General features: G+C 47.6%; 18 protein-coding genes, 2 pseudogenes and 1 CRISPR repeat array. Of the genes and pseudogenes, 10 read left to right on the forward strand and 10 right to left on the reverse strand.

All coding sequences use genetic code 11. The annotated features are described in order from the left end of the window. Window positions 1-47: 47 nt before the first annotated feature. Window positions 48-914, reverse strand: a complete 867-nt coding sequence (gene dapA / locus ACP158_RS14230; RefSeq protein WP_424946765.1) for a 4-hydroxy-tetrahydrodipicolinate synthase — start codon at window positions 912-914, stop codon at window positions 48-50. 333 nt (window positions 915-1,247) lie between these two features. On the opposite strand from dapA, the gene ACP158_RS14235 reads away from it, so the two are divergent. Further along, the gene (locus ACP158_RS14235) at window positions 1,248-2,198 is read left to right on the forward strand and encodes a DNA methyltransferase (protein ID WP_424946766.1); all 951 of its coding nucleotides are present in this window, start codon (window positions 1,248-1,250) and stop codon (window positions 2,196-2,198) included. 3 nt (window positions 2,199-2,201) lie between these two features. On the opposite strand, the pseudogene ACP158_RS14240 reads toward ACP158_RS14235, so the two are convergent. Then, a pseudogene (locus ACP158_RS14240) lies at window positions 2,202-3,343 on the reverse strand (IS4 family transposase). Window positions 3,344-3,558: 215 nt separating this feature from the next. Between ACP158_RS14240 and ACP158_RS14245 the strand changes: the two are divergent. The 9 genes from ACP158_RS14245 (at window position 3,559) to ACP158_RS14285 (ending at window position 17,580) form a co-directional block, all read left to right on the forward strand. Next, window positions 3,559-3,807, forward strand: a complete 249-nt coding sequence (locus tag ACP158_RS14245; RefSeq protein ID WP_424946767.1) for a hypothetical protein — start codon at window positions 3,559-3,561, stop codon at window positions 3,805-3,807. Further along, window positions 3,801-8,198, forward strand: a complete 4,398-nt coding sequence (locus ACP158_RS14250) for an HNH endonuclease domain-containing protein (protein ID WP_424946768.1) — start codon at window positions 3,801-3,803, stop codon at window positions 8,196-8,198. Before ACP158_RS14245 ends, ACP158_RS14250 begins: the two co-directional genes overlap by 7 nt. After that, window positions 8,198-8,917, forward strand: a complete 720-nt coding sequence (locus ACP158_RS14255; protein ID WP_424946769.1) for a Fic family protein — start codon at window positions 8,198-8,200, stop codon at window positions 8,915-8,917. The genes ACP158_RS14250 and ACP158_RS14255 overlap by 1 nt, the downstream gene beginning before the upstream one ends. A gap of 5 nt (window positions 8,918-8,922) precedes the next feature. Further along, window positions 8,923-9,909, forward strand: coding sequence for a CRISPR-associated endonuclease Cas1 (gene cas1, locus ACP158_RS14260; RefSeq protein WP_424946770.1), 987 nt, complete (start codon window positions 8,923-8,925; stop codon window positions 9,907-9,909). Further along, complete coding sequence (gene cas2, locus ACP158_RS14265; RefSeq protein WP_424946771.1) at window positions 9,872-10,222, forward strand: CRISPR-associated endonuclease Cas2; 351 nt, start codon at window positions 9,872-9,874, stop codon at window positions 10,220-10,222. Before cas1 ends, cas2 begins: the two co-directional genes overlap by 38 nt. Further along, window positions 10,212-10,790 (forward strand): CRISPR-associated protein Cas4, encoded by a 579-nt coding sequence (cas4, locus tag ACP158_RS14270; RefSeq protein ID WP_424946772.1) that lies wholly within the window; start codon window positions 10,212-10,214, stop codon window positions 10,788-10,790. Before cas2 ends, cas4 begins: the two co-directional genes overlap by 11 nt. 307 nt (window positions 10,791-11,097) lie before the next feature. Then, window positions 11,098-15,368: direct repeats of the CRISPR family, unit length 37 nt; unit sequence CCGACACATCATAACCTAGTAAGCCAGCAACTGAAAC. 187 nt (window positions 15,369-15,555) lie between these two features. Further along, on the forward strand, window positions 15,556-16,905 hold the full coding sequence (gene gorA / locus ACP158_RS14275; protein WP_424946773.1) for a glutathione-disulfide reductase: 1,350 nt from the start codon (window positions 15,556-15,558) through the stop codon (window positions 16,903-16,905). A gap of 266 nt (window positions 16,906-17,171) precedes the next feature. After that, window positions 17,172-17,357: a hypothetical protein gene (locus ACP158_RS14280; protein ID WP_424946774.1), complete on the forward strand. Its 186-nt coding sequence runs from the start codon at window positions 17,172-17,174 to the stop codon at window positions 17,355-17,357. Next, a complete protein-coding gene (locus ACP158_RS14285) occupies window positions 17,347-17,580 on the forward strand; it encodes a hypothetical protein (RefSeq protein ID WP_424946775.1) in 234 nt (77 codons plus the stop codon). The genes ACP158_RS14280 and ACP158_RS14285 overlap by 11 nt, the downstream gene beginning before the upstream one ends. Before the next feature lie 145 nt (window positions 17,581-17,725). Here ACP158_RS14285 and ACP158_RS14290 read toward each other — a convergent pair. The 8 genes and pseudogenes from ACP158_RS14290 to ACP158_RS14325 form a co-directional block, all read right to left on the reverse strand. Next, a pseudogene (locus ACP158_RS14290) lies at window positions 17,726-17,828 on the reverse strand (IS1595 family transposase); the annotation flags it as partial. Between the two features lie 53 nt (window positions 17,829-17,881). After that, window positions 17,882-18,877 carry an alcohol dehydrogenase catalytic domain-containing protein gene (locus ACP158_RS14295; RefSeq protein ID WP_424946776.1) on the reverse strand — a complete coding sequence of 332 codons (996 nt, stop codon included), beginning with the start codon at window positions 18,875-18,877 and terminating at the stop codon, window positions 17,882-17,884. A gap of 61 nt (window positions 18,878-18,938) precedes the next feature. Then, window positions 18,939-19,745: an SDR family NAD(P)-dependent oxidoreductase gene (locus tag ACP158_RS14300; protein WP_424946777.1), complete on the reverse strand. Its 807-nt coding sequence runs from the start codon at window positions 19,743-19,745 to the stop codon at window positions 18,939-18,941. 4 nt (window positions 19,746-19,749) lie between these two features. Then, on the reverse strand, window positions 19,750-21,054 hold the full coding sequence (gene hisD / locus ACP158_RS14305) for a histidinol dehydrogenase (RefSeq protein ID WP_424946778.1): 1,305 nt from the start codon (window positions 21,052-21,054) through the stop codon (window positions 19,750-19,752). 5 nt (window positions 21,055-21,059) lie between these two features. Further along, complete coding sequence (locus ACP158_RS14310) at window positions 21,060-22,400, reverse strand: TRAP transporter large permease (protein ID WP_424946779.1); 1,341 nt, start codon at window positions 22,398-22,400, stop codon at window positions 21,060-21,062. Beyond that, window positions 22,397-23,011: a TRAP transporter small permease subunit gene (locus tag ACP158_RS14315; protein WP_424946780.1), complete on the reverse strand. Its 615-nt coding sequence runs from the start codon at window positions 23,009-23,011 to the stop codon at window positions 22,397-22,399. The genes ACP158_RS14310 and ACP158_RS14315 overlap by 4 nt, the downstream gene beginning before the upstream one ends. Window positions 23,012-23,271: 260 nt before the next feature. Beyond that, complete coding sequence (locus ACP158_RS14320) at window positions 23,272-23,802, reverse strand: hypothetical protein (protein WP_424946781.1); 531 nt, start codon at window positions 23,800-23,802, stop codon at window positions 23,272-23,274. Between the two features lie 74 nt (window positions 23,803-23,876). Continuing rightward, window positions 23,877-24,974 (reverse strand): TRAP transporter substrate-binding protein, encoded by a 1,098-nt coding sequence (locus ACP158_RS14325; RefSeq protein ID WP_424946782.1) that lies wholly within the window; start codon window positions 24,972-24,974, stop codon window positions 23,877-23,879. Window positions 24,975-25,010 lie beyond the last annotated feature (36 nt).

The following is a 25,010-nucleotide window of genomic DNA, read 5'->3' on the forward strand; positions in this document are numbered from 1 at the left end:
ACGGCATGACCCTAAAAATGAAACTAAAAATGACCCTAAAAATTAACTTACGAATGCGCCATCGCATCGCGCAATTGATCGCGATATTTCTCGGACAACGCCGTGAGCGGCAAGCGTATGCCTTTTTTAACGTAGCCCATTTCGTATAGCGCCCATTTGACCGGAATCGGATTGGATTCCAAAAACAACGCGGCATGCAACGGCGCCAACTGACCATTCAATTTCTCGGCGCGCGCCAGGTCGCCCGCGATTGCGGCGGCGCACATTTCATGCATTAATTTTGGCGCCACATTCGCCGTCACCGAAATACAGCCATGGCCGCCTTCGGCGATAAACGCTAAAGTCGTCGCGTCGTCGCCGGAATAAAGCGCGAAATCCTGGCCGCAACGGCTGACGAATTCAGCCACCCTGGAAATATCCCCGGTCGCATCCTTGATGCCAACGATATTTGGAATTCGGGATAAATCCGCAACGGTGTCGTTATTCATGTCTAAAGCGGTTCGCCCGGGCACATTGTAAAGAATCTGGGGAATATCAACGGCCTCGGCGATGTGTTCAAAATGCTGATACAGCCCATGCTGGGTTGGCTTGTTATAGTAAGGCACCACCAGCAGGCAGGCGTATACGTCCAGTTGCGCGGCTCGGCGGGTTAATTCCACCGCCTCTGAGGTGGAATTACCGCCGGTTCCGGCAATGACCGGGATGCGTCCGGCCGCCATCTCGACGGTCTTGCCGATGATCTCGATTTGCTGATCGATATCCAGGGTCGCCGACTCGCCCGAAGTGCCGACCGAGATGATGCCGTCGGTCTGGTTTTCCACATGGAAATCGACCAATTTTTTCAACGCAACATAGTCGATACCGCCATCCTCTTCCATTGGGGTTATGAGCGCAACTAAACTACCTTTAAGCATTATATTGTCCGCTTGGAAATGTTTTTCGGAATCGGCAATGGTACTGTTAGCGTGAGAATTTCACAAGTTCAAATCAGGCTAAAAATGGTTGCTGTTTTTCCGCGCCGCCCGATGGTTGCCTTTCCCTGGTTTTGTGGTATATTTCCGCTCGCACAGATTTTCATACAGGCAGCCCGCCCAGTCGGGTTACCTGCCAAATACAACAGCAGTTTTTCCCGACACGGGGTCATTCCCCACGGGGCGAATAGGCAGGGCTTTCACCTCTGCTTGTATGTGATCTGTGCAAACGACCCGGCACCCATGGGTGTCCGGGCATTGCCACGATCATGCCCGATGAAAACGAATACTTTATACGCCGGCGACTGCCTTGACCGCATGCGCGAATGGGCGGACGACTGCGTGAATTTAATTTATCTTGACCCGCCGTTCAACAGCAAGGCGAACTACAATATTTTATTCGGCAAGGGCAAGGACAAGAGCAGGAAAGACGACCTGGCGCAGATGACCGCCTTCAAGGACACTTGGCAATGGGACGCCGACGCCGAGGAGCGCGTCAATAAAATCAGCAAAGCCATCGACCATCCGGCGCATTATGCGATCAAGGGATTTGACGCGCTGTTTCGGCAAAGCGGCAACGGCATGCTCGCCTATCTCTCCTACATGGCCGAGCGACTCGCCGAGATGCGCCGGCTATTGAAACCGACCGGCAGCATTTATTTGCATTGCGACCCGACGGCATCGCATTATCTTAAGATTGTTATGGATGAGATATTCGGCAGGAAAAATTTTCGCAATGAGATTGCGTGGTGTTATAAAGGCCCGGCAAACGCAAAACATCATTTCCCCCGCAAACACGACTACGTTTTATTTTATGGCAAAAGCCGAGCGGCGCAGTTTCATAGTAATGCTGTCCGCGTCCCGTATAGCGATTCTTTTCTGCAACGCCGCCGACACACCGAAGGGGAAAGCGGTATCACCGCCGGATATGCCGACGGCAGAACGGATAAAGAGGTGGAAAACAAATTTGGCAAAGGCAAAGTGATTGAAGATTATTGGACGGATATTCCATCCGGTGGGCAAGTGTCCAATAAAGAACGTCTCGGCTACCCCACACAAAAACCACTCGCGTTACTTGAACGAATCATTGCGGCGTCTTCCAACGCAGACGACATTGTTCTCGATCCATTTTGCGGTTGCGGCACCACGATTCACGCCGCGCACAATCTGAAACGAAAATGGATGGGCATTGATATTTCGTATTACGCCACACTGCTGTCCCATTAACTTTCACAGCAACGAGGCTTGATTGTGATTGAAGCCGGGCCTGGGGGGCGGGTGGCCACGCAAGAGCGCCATCAAGTCGCGCTTGTCGAACAAGTTAAGCTGCAACAAGCGGAGCATTTGTCGCATGCTTTTGCCCAGCCGCGACTGGAACTTGATGAACGCCAAGCGTAAATACACGCACAGCGCGATCCAGATTTGCGTCATCACCGCGTTATTGCTGGTGCCGATGAAAGACTTTATCTTCAGGTTTTGCTTGATCCACTTAAAGAACAATTCCACCTGCCAACGCGCCCGGTAGAGGTCGGCGACCGTCTTGGCCGCCAGTTTCAAATGATGGGTCAAGAAAACGTAATGCTTGCCGGTCTTGGCATCGCGGTAGCCGATGCGGCGCAGTGGAATGGGGCATTGTCTGGATGCCTTGGCGCCGGTGAACACGATGCGCTGGTCGCAGGTTAATCCCTTGCTCTTCAACACCGCGGCGCGACCGACAACGCGATACGCCGCGTCTTTCTTGATACGAGTGACAAAGAATATGCCTTTGTCATTCAACTGTTTATACCCGCCATAGTCGTTATATCCGCGGTCGATGGCGACTAGGCTGCCTTTTGGGAAACCCAGCGTGCGCCCGATAGCGAGGTCGCTGGTTTTGCCGTCGGTGATGGCGACGAACTCGGGCAGGCAACCGCTGTGGTTCAGCCCGACATGCCGCTTGACCGCCCCCTTGGTCGTTCGGAAATCGGCCCACGGGAAGGCCGAGAGGCACAACTCGATGGTGGTGGCATCGAGCGAATACTGAAACGAAACTTGTGCCCGGGCGCGCGCCCCTGGCAACGTTGCAACAGCTTCCCGAACAGTGCCTCGTACAACGTATAAGGCTTGTCCCGGTTGATGCGCGCCAGGCTGGAGCGGGACAGTTCGACGCCGCCCAAGTGATAAAGTCGATGCGCCTGAGCGCCCAGGTTGTCGACGATGTCGCGCAAGCTGTCGCGGCCGGTCAGTTGCGCCATGAACAGGCCGACGAACTGCGCCCAACGCGACGCAACACGGAACGAGCGGCCACTATGATGCCGTGTGGCAAGGGTCTCGAATTCATGTCTCGGCACCCATTTGAGGATCTGCGATAAAACTGTGTTACAATGCGCCATGGTCTGATTCTCCTATTTGATTCAATAAGTTGTCGGTAGACTCATTGTATCCATTCAGAGCGAATCAGGCCATCTCTTTCGCTTGTTAATGGGACAGCAGTGACCATACACATATATTGATTACGCTCAGGGTGGGGTATGCGGAATCTCAAAATTTATATTAACCGATACCACACATTAAACTGTGTGCGGATTTAACTTTGAACTGTTTAACAATGAAGGATAAAAAAATCAAAATCATCTCGCCCATCGCCATTGATATGGGGGCAAAGAATACGGGGGTTTATCTGAACCACTTTGTCCAAGGGGAAGATCCGACCACTAGTGGCAATAGCCTAGGAAAAACGATTGTAATTGATAGCCAGAAAATCACTTGGTCGCAGGTTGGTAGAACTCAAAAACGCCATCAAATCAGGGGCAACAAACGTCGAAAACTTGCTAAACGATTGCTAAACGATTGCTAAAACTTGTTTTGAATGAATACGGCATCAAACTTAACTCAAAACAACAAGAATATTTAAATGGTTTGCTGAATCGCCGTGGCTACACTTATTTGGTTGAAGGGTTGGATGAGAATTTAATCAAACAGTCTTTTGTTGCAGATTATTTTGTAAAAACACATAATAATTTTTTTAAAAATGCAGACACTTTTTACGATGATTTTTTGATTCTTTCCAACGATATTTATAAATGTAAAAGCCTGAAAGGAAAACTTACATTGGATAAGAATTCTGCCAAAAAAAGTGTTGAAAATGACAAACAAGAATTTGCCGATGCTTATGACAATATAAAAACTATTTTAAATACGCAAATTAAAGCAGAAGATGGAGGGCATAAATATCGTGCTCAATATTTAGATAATATCGAAAAAGATATAGAAAATTCTGATTTATTAAAGCCTTCACTCAGTGATCGTAATACTGAAGAATTAGCTAATTTAATCGGCAATATTAGTAATTTGCAATTACGAGTATTACGCAAATACTTTAATGCTAAAAGTATGAAATCAGGCGACAAATGGCTACCTGAACAATTACATAGTGTATTTTTTAAATGGGTTAGAAGTTGGCATGCTAAACAGAAAAATGAAAAAGACAATCGCACAGAAATATTAGCACTCAAAAACAATTCAGATATTTTGGATATTTTTATTTCATTAAAACCTAAAAAAACCATTCCCCCTTACGAAGATCAAAACAATCGCCGTCCGCCCAAGGATTTAACTTTAAGACTAAAACCAGAAAGACTGGATAAATACTTAAAAAACTGGGATACCGTTACCCAATCAGTAGCAGGTAACTATATTTTACCCTCAATAGATAAACGCATTACCGAGCAAATAAACATCCAAAAAAGATTACAAGACAACAAACCGCAAAAAATTAAAGGGGAAAACCAAGATACAAAAGAACGGCAAATACTAGCCAATACCTTGCATCGAATTTTAGACAGAAGCATTGTTTTAGACCCTTATAAATTACGGTGGTTGGCTCAAGATAGTAATTCAGAAAAAGCAAAAGCTGCCAAAGAATTGCTAAATAACCACAGCAATAACCAGGCAGACAATATTGTTAAATTAGCAAAAAAGTATTATGCCGAAGTAGATATTGCCAAGCAGGGTTTGTGGGTAGATAGTGAAAATAGTTTGTTTTTTAAATGCGGAACCAACCCGCCTCATAAGGGTAATATCCAACATAGACTAGTTAGGCATATTTTAAGAGAGGATTTTGAATTAAACCCAGAAACCAAAAAAAGCGAAAAATTAGAACAGTTTAAAGAAGAATGTTGGAATAAAAAAATCAAAGGTAATTCAACAACTAAAAGCCTTGCTGGAAGAATAGAAGAAACCCGCAAAGAGTATGGCAATGCTTTTAATTATATTGCTACAACCATTCAAAAGCGACGATATGTATTAGAGAGCAAAGCAGATGAAATTACCCAAGAGAAAAAGGACAGATGGAATAAATACGCACAAGATCATGAAGATATTATTAGTGCGATAGAAAATGCTGATTTAGTTGCCACCGAAATTAATGATTTTTTTAAACACGATAAAAAAGAGAAATACAACAATCCTTATAGCATTGCCCAACTTTACAACCATTTGGAATCTGAAATTAGCGGCTTTAGTAAAACAGATAAATGGAATACCGAGGAAAATGCCTGGCGTGATAGAGAGCAAAAAATCGAGACTTTAAACAAATCAGGTGAAATTGTTTCACGTACCGCATCAAATGCCAGCAGATTAACAGCCGACAGCATTCGTCCTTTTGATGGGATGTTAGATAGAATTATCAGTCGTCAGGCTTATGAAATCGCCCAAATGAAAATCAAACAAATAGAAAGCCTGAACATTGACAAAAATGACCAATTATTTGTGCCAATATTTATGGAACAAAACCGCTTTTCCTTTGAACAAAGCTTGCATGAAATAAAAGGCTTGAACAATATTAAAAAGAAAACCAAAGAAAGAGTAGAAAAAGGTTTAAAAAAACAAGAAACACAGTGGCAAGATAAAGATAGCCGCATCAAGAAAAACACCTATTGCCCTTATACCGATAAACAAATAAAAGTGGGTGAATTGGATCATATCATCCCGCAAAGCGATTCTAAAAAGAGTGGCGATGTGGTATTTAACTCTGAAGCAAATTTAATTTACTGCTCCCGTGATGGTAACGACGCAAAAGACAACAAACGATATACCTTTGATCAATTAAAACCTAATTACTTAAAAGAAATTTTTAATAATCACAACAAAGAACAAATACAACAAAACATTAAAGATTTTATTAACGGGTTAGATGAAAACGACCCTATTAGCTTTCATAATTTAGAAGATAAAGAACAAAATTATTTACGCCACGCCCTATTTATACCAGAGCTAGATAGCAAAACTTTTCCAATTCTAAATACCAGATACAAAACTCTTGTCAATGGAACGCAAGGTTACCTCGGCAAACAAATTAGAAAGTTATTACAAAAAAAATATCCAAATGTAGAGGTAAAAACCTATCAAATACCAGCCTATGAAGTAAGCCAATTACGAGACGTTTTGGGCGCATTTAACCACGACTTTGCTAAAAACAAGGGTAAACAAGGGGCATTTTCCCATGTGATAGATGCCGCTTTAGTACTACCAACTGCTTTGCAAAACAATAAAATAGCAGAAGAATTAAAAACCACCAATACTAAGGAATTATTTAAGGATTATGAGAGTAAACTTGAGCAAGGGCAATGGTTAAATGATTTATTACCCGCTCAATCAGATGTCCAGCACATTGAAAGAAAGCCTAAATATCGTAAAAATTTATCCTCAACGAAAATTTTTAAAGAGGGTTTGTATGGTGAGCGATTTATGCCAATTTTGTTAAATGATGGCAAACTTTATTATGGTTTTTCTTTGGTTAATTGTACTGAAATTGAATCATTAAAACAGCCAAAAAATGACAGCAAAGACTTTGACAAAAAATTAAAAACAGCCAAACAAAAACAATTAACAGCACATAATAAATATTACGATTTATTGAAAGATTTTTTATACACAGGTTCAAGCAGAAGAAAAAATAAAAGACCAGTTGCTGGTAGTTTGCAAGACAATCAGGAAAAATATTCTTACTTAACCATTGATAAAACAAAAGCACTCAATCATTTACAAAAGTGCGCCAAAGAGGTTTGCGATGTCTGGGCAATAGAACAAGCAGAAAAACTGGAAAAACTTCGCTATAGCGTGGAAAAGAAAAAAATTAAAGATGTTTTACTAACAGGGCAAAGCAAGAAAACATTTGTTAAATCGTTAGACAATAAAAAATTCACAGTAGCTGACTTGACCTTGCCAGCAAAAGCAGATTGGCAACGGCTAATTCGCCATCCAATCAAAGACCATTCTGGAAACCAAACTACTCTACAAGATTGTTTTGGTAAAAACGAACAAGTAGAAGTCGATAATCCAGAATTGAGTGGTTTTTGGGAAACCTTGGACAAAGAAAGCGGTTTAGGAATCGATTATTTAAAAGATCACTTGTTAAAGAAAAACGATAAAGGTGAATTTTCTAAACAAGCGGGGATTATTCCCAAAAGCGTTTTTAATCAGAAAATAAAGACTGATAACACTTTGGCGAAACTTAAAGACAATGAGTTACTAAACAAGCGATTTGGTGTGAATTTTAAAACTAAAAAAGACTTTATTCCTTCAGAAAGTTGGAAACAATTATTTGAAGAAGTCTTTAAAACAAATAAAATCAAAAACGAAAGCCAACATAAACAAGTTAGGAAAGATTATTCCCTACCTGTCGTGTCCGCTCCTTCTGGTGGATTTAGAATCAAGCGGAAAAATCCAATAACAAATGAAACGGTTTATCAAGTTAGTAGTATCGAAGGTTTTTCCACCAAGGGTTATGGCGAAAATTTAAAAAATCCAGTTTTTATGGATGGATTAAAAAATAGCCCTAATATTGCATCATTAGACGGCAAACAGGTAGAAGTTGATAATACTTGTTATTTTGATGAGTGGAGAGAGATAGCAATTCCAGAAGAATTACAAGAAAATCTAATTTCTTTATCTTATGCAATTGGCTCAAAAGATAGGTTTAATATTAGGGTTTCTATAAATCTTGACAACCTTAAAAAATTAGACAATACAATAACTTATTTCTCTAATATATCAGCAGAATATAAAGAAACAGATGCTTGGAAATTTAAAAAAATCAAACTTTTTGAAAGTGATTTGTTAGGCAAGCCTCGCTCCAATTTATTTGTTGAATTTGTTAGTGGGAATAAAATAACATTTTCTTATATTGTAGAAAGTACAAACAAAGAAATGAAAGAAGCCTATCAGAAAGGGACTCCTATAGAATAATGCTATCCAGTCTCAACCCCGACCGCCCTAAAGCTCTATTCATCGCTAAAAAACAACTACCGGAACTAGTGTGCGATGCGGTGAATTTGGAAGGGGTGAACTTTACCCTGCCGGAGATACAAACCCTATTGGACGGAGTAACGGTGGGCGGGCATAGTTTGCAGGATGAGATGATTACGCTTAATCAGGCAAATGCCTGGCGGTTTTTGTTTGATTGTGTTGAACAAGACAGGTTTGCTCTTTCCAAAGATTTCGTTTGTGATCTGCACGGGATTCTTGCCCAGAAAGAAGCGCTAACCTGGGGGGTTTTCAGGGACGGCGGCGTAACCATTGCGGGCACCAATCATATCCCGCCGAGAGCGGACAAATTACCAACCTTGTGGCAACAGTTGACGGGAAAACATCATCCCGCCTTGCTACAATCAGAGATGCGCCAATCTAAGATAGACATTGAACAAACTTATACCTGCGCTATCAGTTTATTTGTACAAATGGCAAGGATTCAGTTTTTTTATGATGCTAACAAACGCCTTGGGCGACTGATGATGAACGGCATTTTATTGGTAAACGGACTGCCCGCGATCAACCTACCCGCCAAAAAGCAACTCGAGTTTAATCAACTGATGCTGGATTTTTACGCCAGCGACGATGAGCAGCCAATGCAGATTTTTATGCGCGCTTGTTTAGAGAGAAAAATTCTAGAAATAATGTCGGAATAAACTTCATGCACGCCCACATAACGCTCGCCGAATATGGTCAATTCATCGGCATTAGAAGCGAATGCTTGACGGTAAAAGAAAATGGCGAGATCAAGGAATATCCGCTTAATCGCTTAAAAAGCATCCAGGTCGCCAAACAAGGCGTGAGCTTTTCCTCGGATGTTGTCATTGCTTGCGCTAATCGCGGCATTAAATTCTTCTTGTCTGATTTCAAGAATGAAATCATCTCTTGCCTTTCGGGCACACAGCAACACGCTGTTGTGCGCGTTCGACAAAAGCAGTTTACATTCATAAGCAGCCCAAATACGGCGCTATTGTCCGCCATTGTCATCGAGGGGAAAATCAAGAACCAACGCGCAACCCTGCTTTATTTCAAAAAATACCATCAAGACAAAGCCCCAATAATAGACAAAGCCGCCGAACAACTAAAATTAATCTTACGACAGATTAAGATCAAAAAATGGCAGAACTATGATCGCTGGCGAGATATTTTATTGGGCTTGGAAGGGCAAGCGGCCGCTCAATATTGGCAGTGTTTGGTTGAGACAAATCTGATGCCAAATGATTTTAAGGGCAGGGTGGGCAGGCAGGCGCAGGATATTGGCAACAAGGGCTTAAATTACGGTTACGCGATCCTCACATCTTATGTCTGGAATGCCTTGATCAATGCGGGCTTGGAGCCTTACGCCGGTTTTTTCCATGCACAAAGAGCAGGCAAGCCGTCTTTGGTTCTGGATATGATGGAGGAATACCGTGCTTGGGTGGTGGATCGAAATATCATCAAGCACAGAGGTGTTTTGCGGGACAAGAACGAACTTACACCAACTATTAAAAAACAAATCATCACCGATATTCACAAAACATTTGCTACTCAATATCACTATCGCAAACGAAAAATGCGACTGGAAAGCATTTTGCAAAGACAAATTTATCACTTGGCAGGCACATTCGCGGGTGACAGGAAATACAAAAGCTATTGGTTCAGATGGTGAAGCCGTGGCGCAAGTAAAATTATACAATGAGGTTTTAGTAAGTTACGACATAGCCGATACCGGGCAGCGCACAAAACTGTTTAATAAACTGAAAGACATTAGCCTAACTTCGATACAAAAATCAGTATTTTGGGGGCATTTAAACAGGGCGGAAGAAACCAGCGTTAAACATTTATTGAAAATTTATTGCGCTAAAACGGATAAAGCCTTCATTGCCCGAGTCAAATTATCCGAACAAATCCAGCAGAACAACAGCGTGGGTTATGAGAAACAGGATTTCCCCCAATATTCCACAAGCTACCATGTCATATAGCTTGCCCATTAGTTTGCTCAGGCAATATTGTTTTTGTCCAAGAATTCCGTATTTTCAAGAATTGCTAAAACTCAATCCGCCCAAACCAGTGTGGGTCAAACAAGGCGAGGATTTGCACAAAGGCCAGAAAAAGATATTCAAACACAGAACCTTAAAACGCTTTAATTTAATGCAAGCCAAACAAGAATTTAATGTGTTTGTGAGCGCCGACGATTTACAATTACACGGCATGGTGGATAGCCTGCTGAACAGTAGCGAAGAAATCTACCCCATTGAATTCAAATTAAACGGGCACAAACCCACCAAAGGACAAATATTGCAACTCACCGCCTATGCCATGGTCGCCGAACATCAATACAACTTGCCTTGCAGGCAAGGATTTATCCTTTTTGAGAATAAAGGTAAGACCCACCCAATAGTGTTCAAACTAAAGAACAAAGAACAGGTGGTTATCATTCGGGACCAGATATTGAATGATTTAGAAAAATCCTACTTGCCGGATAGCCCAGCAACCCCAGCACAATGCACGCAATGCGAATACTTAAATCATTGTAACGATAGGAACTGATATAATAGCCATTGCTTTACAGTGAAATAAAGTTGGCAATAAAAACCCGCCTAACTTTTACATTGAGGCGGGTTTTGTTTTTTAGGGACCGATATGTGCAATACAGAAAATCGATTCAACCCTAAAAAGGCATCTTTATTTTAGATGATTTCAGTGCATCACTTACTAGGTTATGATGTATCAGCACAGTGCGAACTATGACACAAATTTTCGCAAAATTCAACACTTTCCGGTATTTTTATGATTTTCGCAAAAACACCCAAAAACACAGCAAGAAAAACAAACCGAATCAGCATTCTAAAGCAGGCCGACACATCATAACCTAGTAAGCCAGCAACTGAAACGTGACATTCCAGAGATAAGTTTGGTCGCGTTGGTCTCCGACACATCATAACCTAGTAAGCCAGCAACTGAAACCCGTGGGCGTAATGCTGCTGCCGGGAACATAAAACCGACACATCATAACCTAGTAAGCCAGCAACTGAAACTCGCTCGTGCCGGTGGACACCAGCGCGAACGAATGGCCGACACATCATAACCTAGTAAGCCAGCAACTGAAACGTCATTGTCCATTACAGACTTGACCATCGAGTCGAAGACCGACACATCATAACCTAGTAAGCCAGCAACTGAAACAAACTCCAACTCTTCCTGGTCTCTCGGCTCATCTACCCGACACATCATAACCTAGTAAGCCAGCAACTGAAACACGATAGGGAGTGCGCTCCTCATGCGATGCTATTGGCCGACACATCATAACCTAGTAAGCCAGCAACTGAAACTAGGGAATTCACTTATATGGCAGGCATTATAAAACCCGACACATCATAACCTAGTAAGCCAGCAACTGAAACCTCTATGCCTTCGGATAAAAGTTGCGCGCTGATGCCCGACACATCATAACCTAGTAAGCCAGCAACTGAAACTTATAAACGCCGCTATCAAGGAGTTCAATGAAACGACCGACACATCATAACCTAGTAAGCCAGCAACTGAAACTGTTGCGGGGAGCCGGGCAGACAATACCAAGTGAAACCGACACATCATAACCTAGTAAGCCAGCAACTGAAACCCATATTGGTCGCAAATAGCGATCAAGTATGCCCCGACACATCATAACCTAGTAAGCCAGCAACTGAAACAGCAATGCGGTCAGCCCTTCCGCGCTGGGCCCCGACCGACACATCATAACCTAGTAAGCCAGCAACTGAAACACCTTTACGCACACATCTGGGAAGGTGAACCAGACCGACACATCATAACCTAGTAAGCCAGCAACTGAAACCGAACAATCCCACGTACGAACCGATGATAAACGACCGACACATCATAACCTAGTAAGCCAGCAACTGAAACTTATTCAACCCGAAAGTGTTGCATGAAAATTTAGACCCCGACACATCATAACCTAGTAAGCCAGCAACTGAAACTCCGCATTATCGGTTATTAAAAGAACGCTGGCGACCGACACATCATAACCTAGTAAGCCAGCAACTGAAACATTTATGCCGCCTAGCCAATGGCTGCTGCGGTATACCGACACATCATAACCTAGTAAGCCAGCAACTGAAACACCATCAATAAGATTGAAATCAACGCGCCCGGAGCCGACACATCATAACCTAGTAAGCCAGCAACTGAAACAGTCGTCCTGCTCGCCATCGGTGTATTATAATACCCGACACATCATAACCTAGTAAGCCAGCAACTGAAACATGTAATCCTCGGCCGGACAATCCCGGCCCGCGACCGACACATCATAACCTAGTAAGCCAGCAACTGAAACCCTCGCAAGTCGTTGGCAGTTTGGCGTTGTACTTGCCGACACATCATAACCTAGTAAGCCAGCAACTGAAACTATTTATCCTTCAGCCGCTCGGCAGTGACGGTCTCCGACACATCATAACCTAGTAAGCCAGCAACTGAAACCAACCGGATGATTTTTGGACCGCGGACGCCGGGCCCGACACATCATAACCTAGTAAGCCAGCAACTGAAACAGTATTGAAAGGTCGTCAGTGGGCGCGCGAAAGTCCGACACATCATAACCTAGTAAGCCAGCAACTGAAACTCCGGTTTGGCAAGCAAAGCCGCCCGCGCCGCAAGCCGACACATCATAACCTAGTAAGCCAGCAACTGAAACCGGTTAAGTTTAGTGCGCCGTTCGGGATTGGATTCCGACACATCATAACCTAGTAAGCCAGCAACTGAAACAAATTGCAATTGCTGATTGGCGATAAAAATTAACCGACACATCATAACCTAGTAAGCCAGCAACTGAAACCTCTGACCCGGGATTCGCCGAAGCGATACTTGAGCCGACACATCATAACCTAGTAAGCCAGCAACTGAAACTTGTTTGTTCAGCGATGACGCGATACGCCAATCGACCGACACATCATAACCTAGTAAGCCAGCAACTGAAACTTTCATTAAAACCCGCAAAACCCAGATGCGATGCCCGACACATCATAACCTAGTAAGCCAGCAACTGAAACCCGTTGTTTTGGCGATAGCGCCGGCGGGGATGCGCCGACACATCATAACCTAGTAAGCCAGCAACTGAAACATCGGGCTAAATGGTTATTGTGCGTTTCTTTGCGTCCGACACATCATAACCTAGTAAGCCAGCAACTGAAACGGCGCATTGCGGGAATTATCCCAAACAACTTAAACCCGACACATCATAACCTAGTAAGCCAGCAACTGAAACGTACTTCGTGGAGCAAAGAGACAAGTATCTTAACCCGACACATCATAACCTAGTAAGCCAGCAACTGAAACTTGGAATAAATAAAAAACATTTGGATCGTTGGGGCCCGACACATCATAACCTAGTAAGCCAGCAACTGAAACGACAACCCGCACTCCCACACCAGCACTATGCCTGACCGACACATCATAACCTAGTAAGCCAGCAACTGAAACTGCTCCGGGTCGAGGCCGCGCGGTGGTTGTTTAGCCGACACATCATAACCTAGTAAGCCAGCAACTGAAACAGTCAAAATGATTAGCTTTTGTAAATATGCTAAAGCCGACACATCATAACCTAGTAAGCCAGCAACTGAAACAGTCATTTTGATTAGCTTTAATTCCCCACTCAAACCGACACATCATAACCTAGTAAGCCAGCAACTGAAACGTATGAACATTCGTACATCTCAACTCCAGATAATCCCCCCGACACATCATAACCTAGTAAGCCAGCAACTGAAACTGTTTTCGCTTGCCACGCCCTCGAACTCCAAACCCGACACATCATAACCTAGTAAGCCAGCAACTGAAACAGTCAAAATGATTAGCTTTATTTTCAAATAAAGGTTCCGACACATCATAACCTAGTAAGCCAGCAACTGAAACACAAGCCGTTTGAAATATCCACCAGCGATTCGTCCCGACACATCATAACCTAGTAAGCCAGCAACTGAAACAACAAGGTACAAAAACAGGCAGGCTACATATACACCGACACATCATAACCTAGTAAGCCAGCAACTGAAACAAGTTTCTGAATGGTTTCCCCGAGTTCCAATATTACCGACACATCATAACCTAGTAAGCCAGCAACTGAAACTTGACAAGCCGGTCGTCGGTTTGACCGCCACGCCATCCGACACATCATAACCTAGTAAGCCAGCAACTGAAACATAATTAAAGTTAAAAAGGTTTGACAAAATAATGCCGACACATCATAACCTAGTAAGCCAGCAACTGAAACTAATATCGTGGCGCATCGGCGAGGGAAGCCTTCAGACCGACACATCATAACCTAGTAAGCCAGCAACTGAAACCCGAGCGCGTACGGCGTGACTTTAGAATTGAATACCCGACACATCATAACCTAGTAAGCCAGCAACTGAAACAATAAATACGCCGTTGTTGTGATAGCAGGATCAACCGACACATCATAACCTAGTAAGCCAGCAACTGAAACAATCATTTTGATTAGCTTTAATTCTATTAACAAACCCGACACATCATAACCTAGTAAGCCAGCAACTGAAACTTGCCGAACGATATTCATCGTCACCCCGCAGGTCACCGACACATCATAACCTAGTAAGCCAGCAACTGAAACGGTGAACAAAGTGATCGCCGCGACCACGCCGACCACCGACACATCATAACCTAGTAAGCCAGCAACTGAAACATACCTAATCGTCTGTACCTTACCCGTTGTTGTGTGCCGACACATCATAACCTAGTAAGCCAGCAACTGAAACGCTCGACTTCTGCAACACCTGTTTTTCAGTTTTTGCCGACACATCATAACCTAGTAAGCCAGCAACTGAAACGTTGGAACAATCGTCAAGGGCGTTGCGGATGGGTCCGACACATCATAACCTAGTAAGCCAGCAACTGAAACACTACTGGAGAGCCTAACAATGGCGGAAGTCAACCGACACATCATAACCTAGTAAGCCAGCAACTGAAACAAGGTATCCCAAACGCCGAGCGAGCCGCCGAAGTCCGACACATCATAACCTAGTAAGCCAGCAACTGAAACGCAAGCTGGACACGCCGAACAATCCGTGCGTGACCCGACACATCATAACCTAGTAAGCCAGCAACTGAAACAATTGGGGCGGCGTTGAGCGCGGTCAGTTTCGCAATTTGATTGCGGTTGCGATTCAGCATATAGTCCACCGCAGGTTCGATATGCTCGGGTTTGATTTCGTTGAAGCGCGGCAAGCCGCTAAAATCCAGCAACGGATTATTATTTTCCATTTCAAGTTATTAGGGCAAGTTATTAAGGTGTGGTTAAATGTCTGAGAGATTTGATTTTATCGTTATTGGCGGCGGCAGCGGGGGTATCGCATGCGCGCGGCGCGCGGCGCAATATGGCGCGAAAGTCCTGATCATCGAATCCGGCCCTTTGGGGGGAACTTGCGTCAATGTGGGTTGTGTGCCGAAGAAAGTAATGTGGACAACCTCCCAAATAAATGAAACTCTGGATTTAGCGAAAGATTACGGCTTTCGCATCGAGCGACTGGGGTTTGACTGGCCGACGATCAAGCAATCAAGGGACGCTTACGTGTCCCGATTAAATGGTATTTATGGTCGTAATCTTGATGACTCCGGGGTCGCGCTGGTTCGTGGAAAAGCCAAATTTAGCACTAGCCATAGCATTGCGGTGAATGGCGATGAATTTCATGCGCACCATATCCTTATCGCCACCGGGGGAGCACCCAGCGTGCCGAATATGCCCGGCGCCGAACTCGGTATTACCAGCGACGGTTTCTTTAAGCTGGCACATCAGCCGAAAAAAATTCTGGTCATTGGCGCCGGTTACATCGCCACCGAATTGGCCGGCTTGATGCATGGGCTGGGCAGCGAAGTTTCCATGCTATTACGCAAGGACAAACTGCTCAGGACTTTTGATCGCGATGTGCATGAGATGGTGATGGCGCAAATGCGGCAAAGCGGTATTGAGATAATGACCAAAGTAACATTGCAATCGCTGGTAAAAGGAAACAATACTCTGGGCTATCGTGATCATGAAGGCAACGGCAAGGATGGATTTGATTGCATCATCTGGGCGATTGGACGACACACTAACATCGCCAATCTCAATCTGGAAGTTGCCGGCGTTGAAGTAGATGCGCGAGGGAATATACAGACCGATGAGTTTCAAAACAGCTCGGCGAACGGGATCTATGCGGTGGGCGATGTTACTCACAGAGCCCAGCTCACCCCGGTTGCCATCGCCGCCGGTCGAAAACTTGCAAACCGATTATTCGATAATCAAACCGATGCGAGACTCGACTACGAGAATATCCCGACGGTTATTTTCTCCCATCCACCAATCGGCAGCGTGGGTTTGTCGGAAGCCGACGCGCGCGCAAAATATGGTGATGATCAAATTAAAATATACAAGCATTTTTTTATCGACATGCACTACGCCGTGACCGAACACAAACCGCGCACGCTGGTAAAACTCATCGTCCACGGCGCGGACCAGCGCGTGGTCGGCTGTCATGTTGTCGGTCGCGGCGCCGATGAAATGATACAGGGCTTTGCCATAGCGGTTAAAATGGGCGCAACCAAACAGGACTTCGACAATACGGTGGCGATTCATCCGACTGCCGCTGAAGAGTTGGTGACGTTAAGGTAATTGGAGGCGATGCTGGTTTGATGGCTGGCGGCTTAGTTCGTTTATTATATTTGGTTCAAGATACTTTAAGCGGTCGATTTCGGATAGATCTCAGCAGATATTGACACCCATTTTCGTGGCGCATATTGAAGCGAAACTCACACTTTTTCAAAGGAGTCCGGCTACGCCGGACGACATATTTTAACTGGATTCCCGCCTGCGGCGAGAATGACGGGCCGGGGGGGACAATGGCGAATCGGAAGGCAATGAGTCCTTTTGAGAAGACAATGGTAAATAATTGTCTCGCAAAGCGTGACACTAAAACGTGCTCTATTACCTATAATCCGTCATTGCCCGGCCCATATTATTATTGGCCGGGCAATCCAGTTATTAAACCGTTCGGCGTAGCCGAACTCCTTATTATCGCGGCTTCGCCACTCTGGATTCCCGCCTGCGGCGAGAATGACAAATAAGGGTCGTCATTGCCCGGCCCATATTATTATTGGCCGGGCAATCCAGTGGAATATGCCGTCCGGCGTAGCCGGACTCCTTTGCGGCGAAGCCTCCGGTTTGTGTCTGGCAAAGCCGGATGCCAAAAGGAGTCACGCTACGCGTGACAGATATTTAACTGGATTCCCGCCTTCGGCGAGAATGACGGCAGGGAGGGCGGTTTTTTCCGCCTGCCGGCGAGAATGACGGCAGGGAGGGCGGTGCTAAAACACCGCTGGAAAGGAGCAAAACGGGCAATGAATTAGTGAACACATACGCTCGCATTGCCCGGCGATGCGTTGTCTGATTTGAGTATACAATCGGCCGGTCGCCGGGCCAGAGATGCCAGTGATTCGAGCGACTTTGCAAGCCTCAATATCAAGGCAAAACAGCCGTGGAATCGCCCTGAATTTATTCTCCGAAATTCGGCAACGAATGACATGCTTGTTTTTCATTTATAGAACAATTAGTTATGACCATTTCACTATACCTTAAAGTATCTTGAACCTTATATTTTAAGAACGATTTTCGCCGCCGCGCAATTGCCCGCGAGCAGGTCGGCGAAGGCGCGCGCGCCGTTTGCCAGTGGTCGTTGCTCCAGCCAGTCGAGTTTGCCCAGTGCGCCGCCGTGGAGTTTGTCGAGGGTAACGCGTAGGTCGTTTGGCGTGTAGGTGTAACTGCCGATGAAGGTGATTTCCTGCAGCGTCATGCGGCGCACATCCATTTCGCCGCCGCTGTCCATCAATCCGATATGCACGATTACCGCGCCCGGGCATGCGCATGCAATGGCGGCGGTGCGGGTATGTGAGTTGCCCACCGCGTCGAACACGACATCGAACGCGGCGTCTTGCGGCTTTGTTTTCATCGGGTCAAACACTTCACATTTGCCGGCGAATTCCTTTTTCGCGGCGGCGCGGCGCAGTGCGTTGGTTTCCGCCAGATGGATTTCATCCACACCTTTGTCTAACAAAATCAGCGCGGTCAGCAAACCCACCGAGCCGGCACCGAATACCAGCGCACGAGATTCGGAAATGGGGCGCGTCCGATTTTTTTCCGCCAGACCGATCGCATGCAACGCGGTTGCGCCCGGTTCGGTCAGTGCGGCATGTTGCGCATCCATTCCCGCCGGCAGTGGAATCAAGTTGGTTTCGGGAATGGCGATTTGTTCGGCAAACGCGCCGGGGCGATACATGCCGATCAAATCTCGTTGCGCGCACAAGTTTTGTTGTCCGCCGAGGCAGTCGCGACATGTGCCGCAAGTGATTAGCGGATTGAGCAACACTTTTTGTCCGCGGAGCGCGCCGTGAATGACTGTGCCGACGGCTTCGTGGCCCAGAATCAATGGCGGTTTACGGCGCGGATCATGGCCGCGATAGGCATGCATATCCGAGCCGCAGATGCCGACCGAGTCGATTTCGACCAGCGCGTCGCCGTCGCCGGGTTGTGGCGGCGGTTCATCGCGGTAGGTCATTTCCTCGTTGGCGGTGTAGACGAGTGCTTTCACAAAATGAATGTTATCGGAAAAGAAGGAATGTTATCGCCACAGTGGTTAATCCTCGGCAATATTATTTCGCGGTGAAGCCGCCGTCCACATATAAAATTTGACCGGTGAGGTAATCGCTCGCCGGTGCGCAGAAAAAAAGCGCGGCACCTTTCAGGTCATCGAGTTTTCCGTTGCGACCAATGGCGGTGCGCGCCGCCAATGCGGTTGCGGTTTTATCATCACCGAATAACGGCGCGGTCATTTCGGTCGGAAAAAATCCGGGGGCGATGGCGTTGGCGTTGACACCGTGCGCCGACCATTCGGTTGCCATTGCGCGCGTTAGTTGTGCGATGCCGCCTTTGGATGCGCCGTAGGCGATGCCGTTTTCGAATGCGAGGCGCGACTGCAACGAGGCGATATTCAGCACGCGCCCCCAGCCGCGTTCGCACATGGCCGGTGCCAATGCGCGCGCCAGAAAAAATGGCGCGGACAAGTTGATGTCGATGGTTGCGCGCCAAACTTTTGGAGTGATATCGGCGGCCGGTTGCCGCGTGCGCCAGCCGGCGGCGTTGACCAGAATATCCACCGCGCCGTGCGTGCGGGCAAGTTGATCGGCATGCGCATCAATTCCATCGATGTCGCCCAAATCGCATGGATAAATTTGCACTGCGTTTTTGTTTTCGGTTTTGTGTTCAATGCCGGCGACAATTTTATCCGCCGCTTCCTGCAATCGTGCCGCCCGTCGTCCAACTACGGTTACCGTCGCGCCGGCTGCCGCCAATGTTTCGGCGATGGTGAAACCGATGCCACTGCCGCCGCCGGTAACCACCGCGTGTTTGCCGCTCAGCGAAAACCATGTCGCTGGGGCTGCGAGATTTGCGTCATTCATTGCGTCATTCATCGCCTAAGGCAAACACTTCGTTGGGGAAGTATTTGGCGAGGCGGTCGTCGCCGGTCAGGGCGTGGCCGTGCATCCCTTCAGCGCGCGATATTCTGGCGGTTACTGCTCCGACTTCGCGGTTGGCTTCGGCGGTCATGCGTTGCCAGGTCAAAACTTTGATGAACTTGCTGACGCTGAGTCCGCCGGTGTAACGCGCCGCGCCTTTGGTCGGCAGAATGTGATTGGTGCCGGAGCATTTGTCGCCGTAAGCCACCGTGGTCTGTTCGCCGAGGAACAGCGAGCCGTAGTTGTGCAAATTCTTCAGCCACCAGTCAAGGTTTTTGCAATGCACTTCGAGATGCTCCGGCGCGTATTCGTCCGCCACCGCCACCGCTTCCTCGTCGGTTTCGGTTACCACCACTTCGCCGTAATCGCGCCACGCCGACTGCGCCGCGGTGCGGTTCGGCTCCGGCAGTCGTTGGATATACGCGGGCATCAACTCCATGACTTTATCTGCCAAGGCCGCGGAAGTGGCAACCAGCCAGGCCGGCGAATCCGGACCGTGTTCGGCTTGCCCGACCAAATCCGATGCCACCAAATCGGCGTCGGCGGAGTCATCGGCGATGACCAGAATTTCCGTGGGTCCGGCGAACAAATCAATGCCGACTCGTCCGAATAAAATGCGCTTGGCTTCGGCAACGAAACGATTGCCGGGACCAACCAAAATGTCCGCGGCGTGTCCGGTGAAATGCCCGAAGGCCATGGCGGCAACGCCCTGCACGCCACCGAGCGCGAGGATGGTGTCGGCGCCGGCGAGGTCGGCGGCGTATAAAATTGCCGGGTGAACGCCGCGCTCCTTGTGCGCCGGAGAGCAGGCGATCACATGCCGGACACCGGCGACGTTGGCCGTGGTGATGCTCATGATGGCCGAGGCGATGTGGGCGTAACGACCGCCGGGGATGTAGCATCCCGCGGTTTTGATCGGCACCAGCCGCTGACCGGCAAACAAGCCGGGCGACAACTCAGTCTCGAACTCGTTCATGCTGGCGAGTTGCGCTTCGGCAAAAATTTTCACGCGCGCATGAGAAAACTCAATGTCGCGCCGCGTCCGCTCGCTCAGCAACGCGCACGCTTGGTCAATCTGCTCTCGGCTAACGACGATGTCCTTGTCCCAGCCGTCCAGTTTACGCGCGTATTCGCGCACACGCTGCTCGCCGCCGTGCTCAATCTCGCGCAACATCGTGTTCACGATTTCACGCGTATCTTCTTCCCCGCTGGCGGGCGACTTGCTTGCTTTTTTGATGAGGTTTATTGCCATGGTGATTAATTACCGTATAAATACTCCGGCAACCACAATGCGATTTGCGGGAAAAATATAATCAGCAACAAACCGATGAGTTGAATGACCATGAACTGCATCATGCCGGCGTAGATGTCCTTCAAGTCCCATTCCGGCACTACGCCTTTCAAGAAATACGCCGACAATGCCACCGGCGGCGATAGCCACGCGGTTTGCAGATTGACCGCCACCAAAATGCCGAACCACACCAGGCTGAATCCGAGTTGCTCGACCACCGGTAACAAGATGGGCACGATGATCAGCACAATCGGCACCCATTCCAGCGGCCAGCCGAGCACGAATATCAACGCCATGATCAAGAACAAAATCATATACGGCGACATATCGAGGACCAGCAAGTAGTTGGTCAGCATGGTCGGCGTGCCGAGGCGCGAGAAGACCGCGCCGAAGAAGTTGGAGGCGGCGACCAAAATCAAAATCAACGCGGAGATTTCCAGGGTTTTGATCAGCGCGTTTTTGAAACTTGACCAGGTGAGTTTGCGATAAGCGGCGGCAAGCACGAACGCGCCGAACGCGCCCATGCCGGCCGCTTCGGTAGGCGTGGCGAAGCCGAGCAGAATGCTGCCGAGGGCGAAGCCGACCAATGCCGCCGGCGGCACCAACCCAAAAAAGAATTCCTTCCAAACGTAAGCCATGGATTGGGCGCGCAACTCTTCGGGCAATGGCGGGCCCAGTTTGGGGTTTATCCGGCAGCGAATCAGGGCGTATCCGGTATACAAAAAAGCCAGCATGAAACCGGGGATAACCGCGGCGGCGAACAGGTCGGTGACTGGCACTTCCAGAATGGGTCCCATCACCACCAACATAATGCTCGGCGGAATCAAGATGCCGAGGGTGCCGCCGGCGGTGATGGTTCCGGCCGCAAGTTTGACATCGTAGCCGGATTTGTTCATGGTTTTCGCCGCCATGATGCCGAGGATGGTCACCGATGCACCGACGATGCCGGTGGCCGCGGCGAAGATGGTGGAGACGAACAGCACCGCGACATACAACGCGCCGTGCACTCGCGACAACATCAACTGCACCGAGTGGAACAATCGCTCCATCAACCCGGCTTGCTCCATCAAAATTCCCATGAAGATGAATAGCGGAACCGCGGCAAGGGCTTGCTCCAGCATGACGTTGGAGAACTGGAAGGTCATCAGATAAAACACCAGTTGCCCGAAGCCCCAAAATCCAAATATCATGCCGAGGAAAATCAGCGTGAACGAGATCGGGAAGCCGATGAAGATGGCGAACAACATGATCGCGATCATGATGATGCCGATTAACTGCGGCTGCAGATTTATGATGGCATCAATCATCGTGGCCACCTGCCGGTGTATGCGGCGTAAAAACTTTTGAGGGTCTCGGATACGCCTTGAATCAACAGCAACAACGCGCCGATGGGCAGCACCGATTTGATTGGCCCCATGTAGGGCATCCAGGCGGTGTCCATGCCGCGTTCGCCGCGATCAACCGCAGTCCATGCGTAGTCGGTGGAAGTCCACATGAACACAAACAGTCCGGGGAAATAAAACGCAAGATACAACGAGGTGTCGACTATGCCTTGCGCACGCTCCGACCAGTTGCGATAAAGAAAATCGGCACGGATATGTACGCCGCGCGAAAGTGCGTAGCCTGCGCCCAACATGAAAAGCGCGCCGTATAGCATGCGGCTGATGTCGTAGGCCCACATGGTGGGGGCGAGAAAATATTTGCGCGCCACCACTTCATACACCATCGACAAACACATCGGTACTAACATCCAGCACACTGTTTTGCCGACTATTAAACTAAAGGCATCTATTTTGCTGATGGTGTTTGCCATCCACGGCGGCATGTCATCGGGCAGGTTGCCGGGCTCGGCCGAGCGTCGCTCGGCGATTAACTCGTCGGTGATGTCGAGTTCGGAAGGGTCGATTTGTTCTTGCATGGCGTGTCGGTTAGAAAAAAAGCAGGAAAAGCCGTTTGACCGATCGGATTATGTGGTATGGTGTCGCAATTCTATCAGCGAGAAATATCATGAAAACCGGGCCCGGCATTCCTATTTTGGTATAAAGCACAATCAGCACTAAAGCGCGAGGCTACCAGTATTGCCCAAGCTTCTTGACGGGTTCAGCCGCTTGCTTTAGTTCTTCGGTTTCCTTTATGAGTATTTCGAAAGTGTTCTTTTTGCATTGAAAGTTTTTAGAACTAAATTCGATACTGGTAGCCGATGCTGGTGATTTCTTGTTGAAAGAATTTCATTGCAGAGGGCCAAAGCAACGGGCCGTTAACACCTCCCGTTCTCCCCCATACCCATGTGTAATTTTTATCTTCGTGCCGCAGATAGACGAAAGATCGGATGAAGTCTGTTTCCTTGTTTGTATACAAGAATTTCTCTTCGTTTTTTTGCACATCGTTGACGACTTGCACCATGTGAAACAGCAACGGCATCCAAGAACTGTAAAAATAACAAGAGATGAACTCAATGGACAAAAGATTAAGTTCATCCTCTCGGCCCGGGGTCACCTTTGAAATGATCCGGTTGTGAGTATCCCCCATATCCTCAAGTAGTTGTTTGGCGGTAAACCGTTCACCGTTTTCATCAGTGCCGAGCAATCCTCGTTTCTTCGCTGCTTGTGTAATCAAGCCATGCTGTCCAGCTAGCGGTATTCCTCCTTGTCGTGTAAAGTGGATGTCGGTTTTGCTTTCGGGTTGGCAGTGGTAAGTAGAAAAAGGCATAATTGCTCCTGATAAATGGAAGGAAAGAAAAAATCAACGGACACCGTTTGATGTCCGTTGATTTGTAGAAAACGCTATTGACTATCCGCAAACGCTTTGCCGAGTTTGGCGTTGGATGTTTGCGCGCCAGCCCAGAACGGCACGGCGATTTCGGCGAATGCTTTTTGTGAATCCCACACCTTTTTGAAGAACGCATTTTTGTTTGCGTTTTTCTCCAAACTGGCTTTTGCCGCATTCATATACGTCGGAAAATAATCGGCCGGCGTGTCGTGCAGAATCACGCCCCAGTTTTCGGTCAAGTCCTTGAGCGCTTTGCCGTTTTCATAAATGCGATAGGAAAGCGAGCGAATCAATGACGCATCCGCCGCCACTTGCATGGCTTTTTGCTGTTGAGGGGTGAGGCTATTCCAGACATCCTTATTGATATACATGTCGGCGTTCACCACCACTTGATGCAAGCCCTGCAGGTAATAGTGCTTGAGCACTTTCTGGAAGCCGAACACGCTGTCGGGTTTCGGGCAACACCATTCAGCCGCATCGATCACGCCTTTTTCCAACGCCGGCAGAATGTCGCCGCCACTCATTGCCACCGACGCAACGCCGATGTCCTTATAGGTTTGACCGGGGATGCCCGGCGGTGTGCGGAAACGATACTTGCGGAAATCGTCCATACTGTTGATTGGCTCTTTGAACCAACCCAACGCTTCCGGTCCGACCGGTTGCAACATCAGGCCCTTGATGTTCATGTCCATTTCGTCCCAAAGTTGGTCGTATAACTCGCGCCCGCCGGCGTACATAAACCACGAGAGGAAGGCGATGTTGTCGATGCCGACACCGGCACCGGCAACCGGCGAGCCGAACAGCATGGCGGCCGGATGTTTGCCAGACCAGTAATGCGTCCAGGCGAAGCCGGCTTCCACCAGCCCCTTGTCTACCGCATCCAGAATATCCCGGCCATTGACAATCGCGCCATCGGGCAATACTTCGATCTTGACTTCGCCGTTGGTCAGCGCGGCGACATTGTCGGCGAAATCTTTGACCATGACGATTTCGTCGGCCTTGGTCGGCAACACCGACTGCACGCGGATAATGATTTCCGCGAATGCCATACTGCTCGCCAGCATGGACAAACCGGCCAGTGCGCCGGTCAATGCACTATAACGTTTTAACATTTTCAATCTCCAAAGGTTGGTGGTAGTTGGGTAAAA

Origin of the sequence: Candidatus Spongiihabitans sp. (assembly GCF_965247905.1) — a bacterium.
GTDB lineage: Bacteria > Pseudomonadota > Gammaproteobacteria > Arenicellales > Poriferihabitantaceae > Spongiihabitans.